Source organism: Mucilaginibacter ginkgonis, assembly GCF_009754905.2.
GTDB lineage: Bacteria > Bacteroidota > Bacteroidia > Sphingobacteriales > Sphingobacteriaceae > Mucilaginibacter > Mucilaginibacter ginkgonis.
Window position 1 is genome coordinate 296,209 of the sequence record NZ_CP066775.1, and the last position, 13,991, is coordinate 310,199.

General features: G+C 40.2%; 17 protein-coding genes. 8 read left to right on the plus strand and 9 right to left on the minus strand.

Annotated features, from left to right (window positions below):
* Positions 1–75 precede the first annotated feature (75 nt).
* The 8 genes from GO620_RS17260 to GO620_RS01380 all read right to left on the minus strand — a co-directional run bounded on the left by GO620_RS17260 (position 76) and on the right by GO620_RS01380 (position 5,433).
* Entirely contained in the window at positions 76–420 is a 345-nt protein-coding gene (locus tag GO620_RS17260; RefSeq protein WP_200230918.1) for a S1/P1 nuclease, read from the minus strand.
* Positions 395–628: a S1/P1 nuclease gene (locus GO620_RS17265; protein ID WP_157523025.1), complete on the minus strand. Its 234-nt coding sequence runs from the start codon at positions 626–628 to the stop codon at positions 395–397. Before GO620_RS17265 ends, GO620_RS17260 begins: the two co-directional genes overlap by 26 nt.
* The gene (locus GO620_RS17270) at positions 628–963 is read right to left on the minus strand and encodes a S1/P1 nuclease (RefSeq protein WP_157523022.1); all 336 of its coding nucleotides are present in this window, start codon (positions 961–963) and stop codon (positions 628–630) included. The genes GO620_RS17265 and GO620_RS17270 overlap by 1 nt, the downstream gene beginning before the upstream one ends.
* A gap of 24 nt (positions 964–987) precedes the next feature.
* Positions 988–2,793 (minus strand): DNA translocase FtsK, encoded by a 1,806-nt coding sequence (locus GO620_RS01365; protein WP_157523019.1) that lies wholly within the window; start codon positions 2,791–2,793, stop codon positions 988–990.
* 548 nt (positions 2,794–3,341) lie between these two features.
* Positions 3,342–4,409 carry a DUF932 domain-containing protein gene (locus GO620_RS01370; RefSeq protein ID WP_157523016.1) on the minus strand — a complete coding sequence of 356 codons (1,068 nt, stop codon included), beginning with the start codon at positions 4,407–4,409 and terminating at the stop codon, positions 3,342–3,344.
* An 8-nt stretch (positions 4,410–4,417) separates the two neighbouring features.
* The gene (locus GO620_RS01375) at positions 4,418–4,585 is read right to left on the minus strand and encodes a hypothetical protein (protein WP_198173479.1); all 168 of its coding nucleotides are present in this window, start codon (positions 4,583–4,585) and stop codon (positions 4,418–4,420) included.
* Positions 4,586–4,589: 4 nt separating this feature from the next.
* Positions 4,590–4,718 (minus strand): hypothetical protein, encoded by a 129-nt coding sequence (locus GO620_RS17275; RefSeq protein WP_262895022.1) that lies wholly within the window; start codon positions 4,716–4,718, stop codon positions 4,590–4,592.
* 70 nt (positions 4,719–4,788) lie between these two features.
* The gene (locus GO620_RS01380; protein ID WP_157523013.1) at positions 4,789–5,433 is read right to left on the minus strand and encodes a hypothetical protein; all 645 of its coding nucleotides are present in this window, start codon (positions 5,431–5,433) and stop codon (positions 4,789–4,791) included.
* A 286-nt stretch (positions 5,434–5,719) separates the two neighbouring features.
* Between GO620_RS01380 and GO620_RS01385 the strand changes: the two genes are divergently transcribed.
* The 4 genes from GO620_RS01385 (at position 5,720) to GO620_RS01400 (ending at position 10,551) form a co-directional block, all read left to right on the plus strand.
* Positions 5,720–5,977 (plus strand): hypothetical protein, encoded by a 258-nt coding sequence (locus tag GO620_RS01385; RefSeq protein ID WP_157523010.1) that lies wholly within the window; start codon positions 5,720–5,722, stop codon positions 5,975–5,977.
* Between the two features lie 32 nt (positions 5,978–6,009).
* On the plus strand, positions 6,010–6,291 hold the full coding sequence (locus GO620_RS01390; RefSeq protein ID WP_157523007.1) for a hypothetical protein: 282 nt from the start codon (positions 6,010–6,012) through the stop codon (positions 6,289–6,291).
* Between the two features lie 745 nt (positions 6,292–7,036).
* Complete coding sequence (locus tag GO620_RS01395; RefSeq protein WP_198173478.1) at positions 7,037–7,852, plus strand: GLPGLI family protein; 816 nt, start codon at positions 7,037–7,039, stop codon at positions 7,850–7,852.
* Positions 7,853–7,881: 29 nt separating this feature from the next.
* Entirely contained in the window at positions 7,882–10,551 is a 2,670-nt protein-coding gene (locus GO620_RS01400; protein WP_157523002.1) for a carboxypeptidase-like regulatory domain-containing protein, read from the plus strand.
* A gap of 468 nt (positions 10,552–11,019) precedes the next feature.
* On the opposite strand, the gene GO620_RS01405 is transcribed toward GO620_RS01400, so the two are convergent.
* The gene (locus GO620_RS01405; protein WP_157523000.1) at positions 11,020–11,430 is read right to left on the minus strand and encodes a DUF1003 domain-containing protein; all 411 of its coding nucleotides are present in this window, start codon (positions 11,428–11,430) and stop codon (positions 11,020–11,022) included.
* A 73-nt stretch (positions 11,431–11,503) separates the two neighbouring features.
* Here GO620_RS01405 and GO620_RS01410 point away from each other — a divergent pair, with 73 nt between their 5' ends.
* From GO620_RS01410 to GO620_RS01425, 4 genes are all read left to right on the plus strand, one after another.
* Entirely contained in the window at positions 11,504–12,130 is a 627-nt protein-coding gene (locus tag GO620_RS01410; protein WP_157522997.1) for a hypothetical protein, read from the plus strand.
* 30 nt (positions 12,131–12,160) lie between these two features.
* Entirely contained in the window at positions 12,161–12,658 is a 498-nt protein-coding gene (locus tag GO620_RS01415) for a DUF1003 domain-containing protein (protein ID WP_157522994.1), read from the plus strand.
* A 287-nt stretch (positions 12,659–12,945) separates the two neighbouring features.
* Positions 12,946–13,089: a hypothetical protein gene (locus GO620_RS01420; protein ID WP_198173476.1), complete on the plus strand. Its 144-nt coding sequence runs from the start codon at positions 12,946–12,948 to the stop codon at positions 13,087–13,089.
* Positions 13,090–13,216: 127 nt separating this feature from the next.
* Complete coding sequence (locus GO620_RS01425) at positions 13,217–13,990, plus strand: DNA-formamidopyrimidine glycosylase family protein (RefSeq protein WP_157522990.1); 774 nt, start codon at positions 13,217–13,219, stop codon at positions 13,988–13,990.
* Position 13,991: the final 1 nt, after the last annotated feature.

Here is a 13,991-nt window from a genome sequence, read left to right on the forward strand (position 1 = left end):
ACGGAGCGCCAAGATTATTAAGATCATATTATTAAAGTCTTTATAATCAGCTATACTACCTTGCACTACTATTACCTAGCCGACATGATTTGTAACGTCTGAAAGTTTAGTTTGAGGTTGATACCCTGGTTTGACTCCATCGTTAGTTATAGGCGCTTCAGCTATAACATGGGCATCAGGGAATCCATCCTTAAATATTCTGTTAAGTTCATTGGCTAAACGCAAGCCGGCTTGTTCCAAACGAGTGTCAACAATATCAATATGATTAACGTAATAATTTTCGTTCAACATATTATTAGCGGCAACCTCTGCATATAACTTCTCGCTAATCTGGTAACTTTCCCATGCCCATTGATTGATTGATGTTTGCAGCCATTTGTGACTCTGTGATAGGCTAACATGATTTACCTTGTCTGCAATCTGCTGGTGTTAACCCTTGCTTATCGATAAGCTTACTGTCCCAAAGAGAATGCAGATTAGTTCCTTTACCATCAAATTGCAGCTGGATAGTGTTTCCACCTTTATCTTCTTTATGTGAGATGTGCATTGGTTGATGAATACCGCCAATGTAATGCACTAAGAATTTCAGGGCGTCAACTTTTTGTTCAAATGGCGTAGCAGAAGACATTAAGGTGCTTCTGTCATTGGTATAGCGAAAATTACATTAGGTCCTATATCACCACCATTAGCATAGTCAATGAACTGTTTATAAGTCAGACCGCCGGGAAAGTTTGCGAAGTGTTGAGGTGCGCTGTATTTATATTGAGGTTGGTTACGAACCTCGTCTGCCCAGCTTGCAACTTCTGATAATGATTGGCCATTGAGCAACTCTTTAATTGCTGCTTTAGCCTGGGGAGTAAGATGTCGTTCCGCTATTAGACCAACTATACTGTGACCTTCGCGGTCCCATGAGATTGTTAATGTCGATAGGACAACAAGTGAAGATATTAATCTACGTTTCATAGTTATGACTTGTTAACGATTTGTTTAATTAAGCCCTTCCAAATACCTTTCTAATGAGTATTCATCAGGGTATAACACTTCTCGAGCTTTACTACCTTCAAACGGTCCAACTATACCGGCAGCTTCTAGTTGATCTACTATTCTACCTGCCCTGTTGTATCCAAGCTTAAGTTTTCGTTGAATTAAGGATGGACTTCCTTGCTGATGTAAAACTACAAGGCGTGCAGCATCTTCAAACATTGGATCGCGGTCGTCCGAATCAAATGGTTTAGGGGCAAAAGAGTCGATATATTCTGGAAGTAACATAGGGGTTGCATAACTATGTTGATGATTTATAAAGCTATTGACTGCTTCAATTTCTGCACTAGAGACAAACCCTCCCTGAATATGTGTGATGTTTATACCATCAGAGAATAAAGCTTCACCATTTCCATTTAAATGCTCTGCGCCAGATGTATCTAAAATTGTATTAGAGTCTATCGCTGTTATCACTTTCAACGCCAAGCGAGATGCAATGTTACTTTTAATGACTCCAGTGATAATTTTGACTGAAGGGCGTTGGGTCGAAATGATTAAATGTATACCAACTGACCGTCCTCTTTGAGCAAGTCGAATTACAAGTTGTTCTATTGATTTATTTGTAGTTGTCTGAAGGTCAGCAAACTCATCAATCAGAATAACTATGTAAGATAGATATCTATTACCACTTGATGGGTCTAACGTTCTATTTACAAACTTCTTATTGTAATCTACAATGGTACGAGTTTGAGCATCTTGAAAAAGAGAGTATCTTCTGTCCATTTCGATACAAAGGCTTGATAAACTTGATTCTGCAGCATCGAGGCTTGTTACAATAGCTTTTTTTGCTGAGGATGTCTTAGCTAAAAAATGATTTCCGATACTGGAATATGGGGTAAGCTCTATCCCATTGAGGTCGATCATTACAAACTTGAGTTCGGCTGGATGTTTTTTATAAAGAAGTGAGGTTATGATTGATGTTAGAGCTACAGATTTGCCTTGCCCTGTTGTTCCAGCTATTAGTAAGTGTGGCAATGTAGCCAAATCTTTTACAAACACTTTATTGTCCATAGTTTTACCTAAACAAATGGGTAATTGCATGGATGCATCTACAAAAGTATGAGAACCTAACACTGATTGTATAGAAACCAATTGTGGGGTAGAATGAGGCACTTCGATACCAATATTATTTGTGCCGGGAATGTGCCCTATTACCTTGGTTCCAACTGAGGAAAGGGTTAAGGCAATATCTGTTTCTAAATTCTTAATTTGCTGTATTCTTACCCCAGTGGCAGGTGTGATTTCATATATCGAAACTGTTGGTCCTACAGTTGCCTTTATTGCATCAATCTTTATTCGATGGGTATTAAGAAGTGCTACTATGCGCTGCTTGTTATTGTCAAGATCTCCAGCATTTACAGGAGATGAGTTTAGATCAGTATCGAGTAGATCAATTGGAGGGTATTTGTAATCAGGCAAGTCAAGTTTAGGATCATATAAACCAAACTTTTCAACTAATTCCGATGCAGTAAGTGTTTCGAAAGGACTCGTCTTAGGTTCTGGACTAGCATTATATATTGGTGCTTTATGTTCAGATAGAGTGATATCATCTGTAGACTGTTTGAGATGTTGTGCTAAAGTTGAGTTTAAGACTGGCTCTGGAATACCAGCTTTGCTTGTAACATTTGGTGGATTGTTGTTTTTGCCTTTCTTCTCAATTTCAACAGAGTTGTTATTAGTCTTACTCCTATTTCTGGACATGATAATTACGGCAACAATGATAGCAAACAATATAATTGCGATGATATACATATGAGAGGTTTTAGTTAATGTAATATGAGACTTAATTCTCTATTCTCAACACAAAGGTAGCTGACAAGTCAGCACATATTCGCTCCGCTTCAAGGTAGCAATACGAAAATGGGTATCCATGCTTGGAACCTCCACAGTTTCTTTGTTCTCCACCTTGCATTAGTGCTGCCGTTCAGCATGGGTCTCGTTCGAGAATGTTCTCGAAGAACGTTTACTGGAAGATAAAAACGATCGGTGGTGTGCAATAACAACCTGTAAAGATGGTGCTATCTATGCAGCTACGGATAGCGGTAAATTATATAAGATTTCAAAACGATAGCTAAATCCTTAATTTGATTTTCTTTGTTTCTAAAATGCCGCCCCCTGTTTCACCAACCGTTAGTGAACTAAAAGAAAACAGGGGGCGTTTTTCCCCGGCCCCGCATGGCGGGGCCGCCGGGCATTTTTAAAATTTCAAAACCGGTAGACTGAAAATCATTAACGCTTTATATCAAGCCGAAACATTTCGTTAAGCTAAGCCCGTGATAAGGGCTTAGCTTAATCAATCATTAATTGTAGATCAGTGCATCGCTGCCGTAGGCGGCGAAATTACGGCAATGGTCAAATGCGGATTGCGCGCGTTGTTTGGCAGTCCCGTCCATGATCGACCTGAACTTGGCTTCGCCAGTTTTGAAGCTGCGCACGTTTTGAAAATAACCGGTTACGGCATTGTAAGCGCCGAATACCGTTCCCGCGGTCGTTTCCATCTGCTGGGTCTGACTGGATAAAGCGTAGTCATATACATTATCCACGATATTGGTGTAATGTGCAGATAGCAATTCCTGTTTACCCAGTGCCAAGTTTTCGAGCACCTCTTTGTTTGGCGCCATGGCGATCTGAATGAGTTTTTTTACTTCGGCATCGGTGATGCGCACTTTCGCCCAGTGGTTAAACAGGCCTTCGAGCCCGCCGCCTAATGACCTGGTGATCCCCATGAGCGTATGCGCCTGTTTAAGCCGCTCGGCAGCGGAGGCGGTATGACGAATTTTAACAGCGCCTGAATGGTTGTGCATTGCAGCATTGAGCGTATTGTTGCAAACGATACGGACAGGGGTAAAGGCTGCGGTGATACTGCCGAGGCCGTCATGCGATGTAGTGAGGAATAAGTACTGCTCTATCCAGTCTTTATTACCTACTTTAATGTAATCAGGCAGTTTAGCGGTAATGAATACCCGCTCACCTTTGCCCAATGCCCCTGCGGTTTCGTAAAGGATGCCGTCACCTCCACCGACGATAGCGTCAAAGAAGGAAAACGCATCACGGTTCTGAACGACCTCGTAATCGTTGCCTACCACGCCGAGTACCTGCTCGGTGTATGCCCTGACGGTGGCAAAGAAATTGGGAACGGGAAGTTCAGGGATGATCAAACCATCACTCGCCCCGCCTGTATGGTTTGCCGTGTCATAGGTGAATAGGGGCCGTTTTTCTACAATATAATCCAGTCCTGCGTGCTGTATCGCTTCCGAGCTGGTCGGGTAGCGGTCAATGACCTGTCCTAAGCCGTGCCATGCTTTTTCCTTAACGGACATAAAACTGTCTTTGCCTGTTTTCTCATTGAAATTGATTTGATGTGCCATAAGTTCTGTTACTTTTTTGTTTTTAATGGAATGAGTTGTGCTTCGGTGACCTGTACCTTATCAGAGCTGCCGATGGTAAAGGTGGTATGGCTTTGTACCTCGGCGATAGCGTCATGTATGCTCGGGTAACTGGTCTTGATCCTGACCCTGACCAGTAAAAAGATAGTGTCCTCCATGAATTCAAAATCGATAGGTGTCTATAAAGTCGTTTAGTTCAGACTGAAATCGGTAAGGGTCATCTTTAGCCAGTTGTGCGGCATAGCCTTCCCAATAAATCTGGTCGGTCAGTTCTATAAATTGCTCTATCATGTCTTATTGTATTATGCTGTCAAAAACTAAATAAGTCCCTACCCGTAGATGGGCAGGGACTGTTCAGCGCTCAGGCATTCGGGAAAACGATGTGCGCTTCGATTTCGGCCAGTTTATCATTGCAGGCATCGAAGATGTATTGTGATACCATGCGGATAAGGTTCGGCGTATTGGTCACAAACTCACGGCCTTTGTCGTCTTTGATGATGAGCTTACAGCCATGGTAAGGGTTAGATGATAGTTCGTCACCTTCTTCGACCAGCTTTACCTCGAAGTCCTCAAGGGTTTTGATGCGTGCGATCAGGGCTAAACGCTGGATGCTCAGGCGGTGCAGGCTTTCCACGGATTTAAGGGTCTGCTCTAAACCGAAAACAGGCCTGATGTATTTGATGTCTGCTTTGTTATCAGCAGCGTTTGCCTGTCCTGCTTCGGGCTGCTTGTCCGCTGCTACCTGTCCTGCTGACTGACTTTGACCGTTAAGGGGTTGGTTAACCACTCCAGCGCTGCTGCCGGCCGCAGTGGTGCTGTCCTTACCCGCACCGCTTTGCGCAGTCGCGGCAGGTGACTGATCTTTAGCTTTTGCATGGTCTTTTTCATTGCCAGTTTGTTTTGCCTCTGTGCCTGTCAGGCTTGGGCGGTTAGCTGTTTTGTTAGTTGAACCATTTGCACCTGCTGTACCTTGTACCGCTGCTGCTTTTTTTTCTGCTGTTTCCATTTCTGAAATAATTAAAAGGGTTAAAAAATTTGTTTTCTGTTTCCCTTTCCTCCCGAGGCCTTCCCTGAAAGCTATTTTTCAAAAGAAAAAACGGTAAAAAAGAAAGTCAGACAGACGGTCGGTGAGCCGCGGGCCGGAGAACTATAAGTCCCGTGAGGGTGGAAGGAGCGGAGCGGATGACATTATGCGTTCGCAGGAACGGGCAGACCGATCTTGACGCCGCTTTTGTCCGTTTTCTTTGGAAAATAGCAGCCCGGATCAAGATCCCTTAAAAGCAGTGAGTTAAGTGCTGAGTGAAGGCAGGGCACCGGTTTTCCCGGCGCAGCGGGTAAACGGGCAAAGATTGAGTGATGCGCTTAACGCATTTACCGATCTTTACAGAAACAGCGTATGCTTTTGCAGCAAAGGCGAAAAGGCAGGAGCGGGGATTATTTTCAATGTTAAAGCAAAAAACTGCCAGGGATTACAATGGCATACTTTCGGGTTGAAAGATGGAGTGAAAAGCCTGACCGTAGGGACAGGAAAAACAAGTGGTATTTTTTAGCTGTTATTCTATCCTTACAAATTGAAAAAGCTATGGAAACACTTAAAATTGTATTAACACTATTAGCGATTCAGGCGGTTATTTATTACCTCTATAATGTTTATCAAAAATGGACTATGGGTTATCATGATATGAAAGAGGTTATTAACCCATTTCGGGGTTGGAACGAAGCTAAATATGCAAGAGAATTCCGAAGAGGTTATTATGCCTGCGAAGAAAAATATGAAGATTTAAAAGAGCGGGTTATCAAACTCGAACAAAATTTGTCCAGTGAGGCAGACCAGATTTTAAATATTCATTTGAGAAAGAATTAAGTGTCAAAGGTGTAACATCAGTGATATTACATTGAAACACCCTCCATTGTATTAAATAGATTACAGATATAACCTAATTGTAATTTGCGCTATCTGATCCGCGTTAAGTTTAACGATACCGCAACTAACCTTGCCTTTCTACTATATTAATTTGCGGAAACTGGAGAACTTCTTTGGTAAGAGCCAAGGTGAAAGTGGAAAAATAGTTACACTTGCAGCGTCAAGACATAAAGTGACTAAAAGACTCAACGATGAGAAAAGTCTAAGTTCAAAACAGCTCGAGATAATAAATTACGCTATTTGAATAATAAATAAATTCCTTGCATTCTTACATAAACATGGCTGATTTACCGTGATTTAACGGTGTAGTTTACCGTCAAAACACGGTACGGATGAATTATAAAAAGGCATATGTTGCCTGTCAATATTAATCCAAAAAACATGAAAAAATTTTTATTTGCGCAGCCCTACTGGTAGGGTTAAGTGCGACTGCTGCGACAAATTCGGATGCAGTCAGCAAAAAATCTAGCACCGTTAAAAAAGACGGGGACGTACAATGTGAAGGTGGCGTTACTACCTGCGGAACAACGTATATGTATTGTGGCCCGGGAATCACGCCGCAAAATGCTTTTTATTTTTGGGAATTATATGACATGATTGATTGCGATTCTTAGTCAACGCAAATATGTATGTTTCACCAACTTATCATGTTGGTGAAACTTTTTTACAATCACTAATCATTATAATGAAATTTCCTCTGTTTAAAATCCTTTCGCTCTGGCTCGTATTTTCAAGCCAGGTATTCGCCCAGAAGCCTGAACCTGTAGTCTTGCAAGTAGTCTACAAATTCACGCACCAATATGATACAACCGACGTTAATCGCATAAAAGTTGAAAATTATGTTCTTCTCGTAGGCCAAACATCCTCAGCATACAAAAGCTTTGACCGTGTCATTCAAGATTCTATTGCCCAAGCAAGCTACAAGCTAACAGGAATGATGGGCGGAGCTGCCGGATTAAAGAGAACAAATTCAGACGAGCTATATTTTTACTTCAGTCCTGAAAAAGCCTATTTAAAAACTGGTCTGTTAGGAAACTACATTATTGAAAGGCCATTTAATAAATTACAATGGTCTATTTTGAAAGAAACTAAAAGAATCGCCAACCTCGTTTGTCAAAAGGCCACAGCCTCATATATGGGGAGAAAATATACAGCATGGTTTGACACAGAATATCCATTTAAAGCGGGACCATGGAAATTGCATGGGCTTCCAGGCCTTATCGTATCAGCAGCGGATGAGACTGGACGAATCAGGTTCGAACTTGCATCAATCCGTCAGGTGAAAGATCTATCTAAATCAATCGAATGGGATAAGAGTGCAAAAAGTATTACCTATGAGCAATACCAAAACATTGCCAAATCTTTCGAGAATGATCCAAAAGCTGCTATGGAATCAATGTTTAATGTTAAGATCACAACAGGAAGGCCGATGGCTCATAAAAACCTGCTAATTGATAAAAACATCAACTTCCCATTAGAAGTCCCACCTTCGAAAAAATAACGCGAACTTCAGTGAAAATATGAGTTTTGGTGAAGCGCGCATTCATTGTTTTATCTCTAATCGTAATGTGTTCCACTCATCTGTTCGGGCAAAATTCTGCTCAGATCGTTGGAATTGTACGAAGTGCTTCAGGTAGCCTGCTACAAAATGCCGTTGTGAGTATTACGAGCAGCGATACAATTACCGTAATTGATTATACGAATACCGATGCAAACGGCCACTTCATCTTCTCACTAAAGAATTTGAATGAGGGCGGTTTGCTAATCAAGGTTCAACTATTAGGATTTAAAAAGCAGATACAACTCTTAAACCCTAACCAATACGCCTACACATTCACATTGCACGAAGAAACAATTCAATTGAGGGATGTTGTCGTTGTGGCAAATACTCCAAGGATAAAATCTAACGGCGATACGACAAGCTTTAAAGTCAGTGACTACTCCACAAAAAGCGATCGAACCATAGGTGACGTTTTAAAAAAGATCCCGGGCATAACGGTCGAAGACAACGGGGTAATCAAGTTTAATGGAAAGACTGTCAAAATGCTTTACCTAGACGGTGATGATTTATTGGACGATAAATATAACATTGGCACCAGAACGATTCCGTCAAATGTCGTAAACCAAATCCAGGTGCTTGAAAATCATCAGGCAATAGCTGCGTTTAAGAATAAGATATTCAGTGAGGACGTCGACATTAACCTGACATTTAAAGAAAACGCAAAGCTTAAAATATTCGGCGAAGGCCAGGTCGGCGGTGGCATTTCAAATCAATATAATGTAGAAGGCAATGCAATTTCCCTTAAACGAAAATATAAAGCCATTAACGAGGTTAAATTAAATAACACGGGTGATTTATTATCTGACGACATCCAATCTTTAAATGAACGAGAAACGCAGCGCAATCGTGGTTACACGCCGCACCCAAGCCAGGTAAATATTGGGACCGCATACACTCCTTTATTAGATCCGACGAGGTATTTGTTTAATAACTCCGGACTGCTAAATAGTGCTAACCTCTGGAAAACCAAATCAGGCGTACAAATCAAATCAAAGGTATATTATCAATATGATATCATACGTCAACGTTATAATAATCAAACAAGCATCTATGTTCCTTCAGACACCATTAATTATCGGGAAACACAAAATAGTCGGAATAAAATCCAGAATTTATACGGTGATCTGGTCGTACAAATAAACCAGCCCGACTATTATTTAAATAACGTTACCAATTTTAAGCATTATAACGAGGGCGACGCTGCTAATGCAGCGATTAACTTCTCCCCTCTACTCCAAAGCCGAAACTCCACATTCAACGAAGTCTCAAACGAATTAAAGCTGATTAAAGCTAAAAGCGGTAGAAATATAACAGAGATAAATTCTTTTATAGTTTATCGTAACTCTCCGGAACAACTCCTTATAGACAGCTTGTCTTATCCGACATTATTCAGCGGCCTATTTTCTTTGAGAAATATCTCTCAAGCAGTCAACATCCCAACTTTCTACACAAATGAAAACCTTGTGAAGCATTTTGTTAAAGGAGACTTTGCCCAATCATATAAGCTAGGCGCAAATACAAAAATTCAATCATTCAATTCAACACTTCAGGCGGATGAAAATTCTATAAAAGTTGATGCTACAAATGGAGTAAATGCTCTCAGATGGGCGCAATTAAGAATTTTTTTTGAGCCAGGGTATCAATGGAAATCAAATAACTGGAAATTCTCTGCAAAACTTCCTGTAGCGTTTCAGCACATTTCTTCCGACAACCACGCCCGACAGCTCAATGATGATTTTTTATTCAACCCGGATCTCTCGTTCAGATATGATCCAAGTTCAGGGTTGGCTGCACGATTATCCTATCAACGAAATGCGGATGTAGGAAACATTCTGGAAAGCTTCGATGGGGTGGTATTAAATAATTATAGAAGCGTAAGTCAAAACACAGGACTAGTGAGCAAAAATGATATAAATAACATCGGCGCATCCCTAAACTATAAAAATCCAGAAAAGATACTGTACGCTAATTTGTTGATTAATTATCTGCTTACTAACACGAATAGTCTTTTTTTCAAAGGCATCGACCAAAACTTATCAGTTATACAAAGAATCCCATTTAATAATACAAGCCGGCAGTTGTTATCCAGTTTCAACCTAAGCAAGTACATTTCGCAATTTAATTTGACCATCAATGGAAGTATAAGTTATCAAACAGGCCAGGTAAACCAATTTGTTAACTCAAAGATCTTTCCTTTTTTATCACAGCAACTAGTTGTTGGACTTAAAATTAATGGGACAATTACCGGTACTATGCATTACTATTATACGACTTCCTATACTGAAAATACTAATCGTCCAGTTGATAATGATGCTTTTGCAGGAAATAGTTTTTCTGCAAAAGGTCTTAACAATCTTTTTAAATGTGATTGGGAAATTAACAATTATCTCATTTTTGCAGGTACGATTTCCTCGCAATACAACAAAAACACCTCAGCCCTGGACGCAAACTATTTTTTCTTAGATACCTCCATTCGCTACAATATCAATCAATTGAAATCCTTTATTGAACTTCAAGGAAGCAATCTTTTAAATGTTAAGGAATATAAAACCACTGCGTTAGTTGGTAATTCTCTGTCATCATATTCTTATCCTTTAAGAGGTGTAGCGGTCCTGATAAAATATACTTTCTTGTTTTAAATCGCCTAAAGCTTAAATTAACTTTCAATTACAGTTTGCATGGCAACAAATTTCTCTACGCGTGTTATTGGATTTCTCAGATAATTTGGAAATATGTTTTCAAAGACAGCATTAGCTATAAATGCTCAGAATGCAAGCGTATCTACACCGTTAAAACTAATAGCAATATTTGAGGAAGCAAATTGCCAATGATAACGTGGTTTGCGGCTATTTACTTATTTGCTAAAGAGGCTCATACTGACATGTTCATTTAAAAGTTCTTAATATTATAAAATGGTATAAGCTATACTGGTAAGCAGCATCGTTCCCAAGCTTATTTATTTCTGTAGTCTTTGACAAATACAATGTTTCAATTCAGAAGTCTAATTATTTTCAACGCTACGATTTAATACGCGTTTGCACATGAAGGCTTGAATCCTTAGTCCAATTTTAAATTGAGCTGGCGGAAATGTCGTATAGCAACGACAATTATTTTTTCATCTCTTCCAGTAAGGTTATAATCTTATCCAGCTTTTGTAGTTCAATGTTGTTCAGGCGCTCCATCAATTCTTCTATTTCCTTCTTTGCCTCCAGGTTAGTCTCATAATCACTGGTAGCCTGTGCGCGATCACGTTCTCCCTGCCGATTTTGGGCCATCATAATGATTGGCGCGGCATACGCTGCCTGAGTTGAAAAGAGCAAATTAAGAAGTATGTAAGGATAGGGATCCCAATGCTTGATAAAGGCTATTACATTCAAGCTCATCCAAAGAGCTACCACGATGGTTTGGGCAATAATAAATGTCCAGGAACCCATGCCATTTGCTACTCCATCCGCCAGTCTTTGTCCAAAGCCCCTCGAATTGTGATGGTTCTCATGCCAGGTCTTTGATTTTTCCATAATGATTAAGTGTGATTAAAGCTTTAATTAATTTTGTATCATTACAATCATACCCTTATTAAATGATTAATCTATGAAGTTGATACTTAGCTGTCTGCTTTTAGCCTTATACGTTACAAGTTATTGTCAGGTAACAACGGGAGTGCACAACATTCCCCATGCACAAAATCTCAACGCCAGGAAGGATACGGTCATCGAATCTGATACGACCAAAGAGAATAAGGAACCACAGTATTTTTACGCCACACTTAGCACGACGGCCTTCGTTAACACCAAAGGCACTTTCGGAAATAGGTTTGTACCATCAATAGAAATTGGCCGCACTTATGGGATATTTGATTTAGGATTGGCAACAGGAAGGACAAACACAATCGGTAAAGGAAGCGATACTACCCATTATATCGAGCTCAGGCCAACCATCAATATATTTTCCAAGGGCAGGTTCGCCGAAGGGTTATGTTTAGGGGCAGGTTATATCTTCGGTGCCAAGCAGGCGCTACTAACTGAAATCTGTAATAGCATCAACTTTAATATTACAGAAAGGTATGCCATTGCTATCGTGCAGGGATATGAGTTCTTTGACGGTTCGAATGATAACACTAACCGGCAGTATATGGGATTAACATTCACATATAACTTTTTAAAGAGTCATAGCACGAACCTACGTCGAAAGCGTGCAGCGCTTATCAGTGATAAATAAATTGTTATTCAAAAAGTAATTCGATCAGCAATGGCGAGCAGAAAGCAAAAGCATCCTCACAGGGAACACCAACTTAAGTCCAGGTTACAACAAGATGAAAGTACGGCAGACCATATTGCGATTGCCATCTCTAACGCCCTTGGCAACTTCGCATTTCTTGTAATCATCTGTGCAGCAATCATCATCTACATTCTCTTAAACGTTAATATCATCCCAGGCGTAACGGCCTTTGATCCGCCCCCTTTTAATGTAATGGATTCGGTGTTATCTGTGTTCGCATTGTTGCTAACGATAACAATCCTAATTAGTCAGGGCAGGCAACGCAGACTGGAGAAGATTCGCGAGGAAGTAGAGTTTGAAATTAACGTACGGGCCGAACACGAAATCACGAAGGTGCTGACTATGCTTCACGAAATTCAAAACGAACTAGGTATCGCTAAAAAGGACAAGGATCTTGACGAAATGAAACAGGGATTGGATTTAGACGTGATCAAGATGAAAGTCAAGAATAAGCAAAATGAAAGTTGACGAGTTGTTGGAATCTTATGCAGGTACTTTTAATAGCGTTTTTATTCGGCAGTACTTTTTAGGCGGATGAATAATTGTTACTGATACGGTAAAATTGGATACCTTTAAATATGTCGGGGATGTTTAGTGTCGAGGTTAAGAATTCCTACGATATCATCAGGATAGTTGGAAGCAGGATTTTCATCCGGGTACATCCACTGTTATTAGCGCGTTTTAAAGAGGACGACCACACCCTAATATTTTACGGGGAAGACCGCGGGGACTTTCTTGTTTTTGAGGTTTCACTCATGTCAAGGGATCATACTGCATTGGAGATAGCTGAGGTTACTACCGCGATCAAGTGGTATGCTTCAGTAAAATTCGATAATCCACAAATGCAATTATTATCAGAAGATCCACGTTCAACACCAAACCTACCAGCAATTGATTAAGGAAGCCTTATTGTTAAATAAGCGTGAATTCTTTATGTAAACTTTATGCCCAATAACTAATTAGATACCGTAAATATCGGACATTCAATTAAAAAATTGAGCGCCAATACTTTTAAGCACTATAGTTATGCCCGAAATTCCCGATCTTAATGTTTTCCAAAAGAATCTTGCAAAAAAGCTTGTAGGTAAAAAACTTGAGAAGATTGAATTTCTCATAACCAGGCAACTTAAGATTCCGGCTTCTGCCTTTCAGGAGACGCTACAGGGCACAAAGTTGAAGGAAGTCGTAAGAATCGGCAAGGAATTGCATTTTGAATTTCAAAATGGCCATGTGCTAGGACTGCATTTAATGCTTCATGGAGCACTGCATTGGTTTGAGGTTAAAAACGACAACCGTTTTACAATAGCAGAATTATATTTTAATAATGGAACAGGTCTTGCCATAACCGATTGGCAAAAGGCAGTAATGCTAAAACTTGATCCTGAGCTTTCGTCGGCGCCTGATGCATTAAAAGTAACATCGAGATATTTCGAGGCGACGTTAAAAATGAGTTCTCGTCCTATTAAAACTGTTTTAGTGGAAGGAAAAACGGTTCAAGGAATAGGCAATGCATATGCGGATGAAATTCTTTACGCAGCTGGTATTTCGCCCTTTTCGGCTGCGGATAAATTAACTTCAGAAGCAATCGCAACTTTAACAAAGTCCATTAAATCAGTTTTGAAAGAAGCAGAAAAACACATTGAGCGCAATTTCCCCGATACGATAAGCGAGAAAGAGCGGGATTTTTTGCAGGTCCACCGCCCAAAGCAAAAGGTTACACTGGCAGGTGAAAAAATTTTAAGGGCTGACATTGATAAGCGGAAAACTTATTACACTGTAAAGCAGCATGTTTTTGAATAAT

What these genes read in the sequence shown, in the direction of transcription:
- GO620_RS17265 (WP_157523025.1), bottom strand. Translation starts at nt 628, where the DNA reads ATGTCTTCTGCTACGCCATTTGAACAAAAAGTTGACGCCCTGAAATTC.
- GO620_RS17270 (WP_157523022.1), bottom strand. Translation starts at nt 963, where the DNA reads ATGAAACGTAGATTAATATCTTCACTTGTTGTCCTATCGACATTAACA.
- GO620_RS01365 (WP_157523019.1), bottom strand. Translation starts at nt 2,793, where the DNA reads ATGTATATCATCGCAATTATATTGTTTGCTATCATTGTTGCCGTAATT.
- GO620_RS01370 (WP_157523016.1), bottom strand. Translation starts at nt 4,409, where the DNA reads ATGGCACATCAAATCAATTTCAATGAGAAAACAGGCAAAGACAGTTTT.
- GO620_RS01375 (WP_198173479.1), bottom strand. Translation starts at nt 4,585, where the DNA reads ATGGAGGACACTATCTTTTTACTGGTCAGGGTCAGGATCAAGACCAGT.
- GO620_RS17275 (WP_262895022.1), bottom strand. Translation starts at nt 4,718, where the DNA reads ATGATAGAGCAATTTATAGAACTGACCGACCAGATTTATTGGGAAGGC.
- GO620_RS01380 (WP_157523013.1), bottom strand. Translation starts at nt 5,433, where the DNA reads ATGGAAACAGCAGAAAAAAAAGCAGCAGCGGTACAAGGTACAGCAGGT.
- GO620_RS01390 (WP_157523007.1), top strand. Translation starts at nt 6,010, where the DNA reads ATGGAAACACTTAAAATTGTATTAACACTATTAGCGATTCAGGCGGTT.
- GO620_RS01395 (WP_198173478.1), top strand. Translation starts at nt 7,037, where the DNA reads ATGAAATTTCCTCTGTTTAAAATCCTTTCGCTCTGGCTCGTATTTTCA.
- GO620_RS01405 (WP_157523000.1), bottom strand. Translation starts at nt 11,430, where the DNA reads ATGGAAAAATCAAAGACCTGGCATGAGAACCATCACAATTCGAGGGGC.
- GO620_RS01410 (WP_157522997.1), top strand. Translation starts at nt 11,504, where the DNA reads ATGAAGTTGATACTTAGCTGTCTGCTTTTAGCCTTATACGTTACAAGT.
- GO620_RS01415 (WP_157522994.1), top strand. Translation starts at nt 12,161, where the DNA reads ATGGCGAGCAGAAAGCAAAAGCATCCTCACAGGGAACACCAACTTAAG.
- GO620_RS01420 (WP_198173476.1), top strand. Translation starts at nt 12,946, where the DNA reads ATGTCAAGGGATCATACTGCATTGGAGATAGCTGAGGTTACTACCGCG.
- GO620_RS01425 (WP_157522990.1), top strand. Translation starts at nt 13,217, where the DNA reads ATGCCCGAAATTCCCGATCTTAATGTTTTCCAAAAGAATCTTGCAAAA.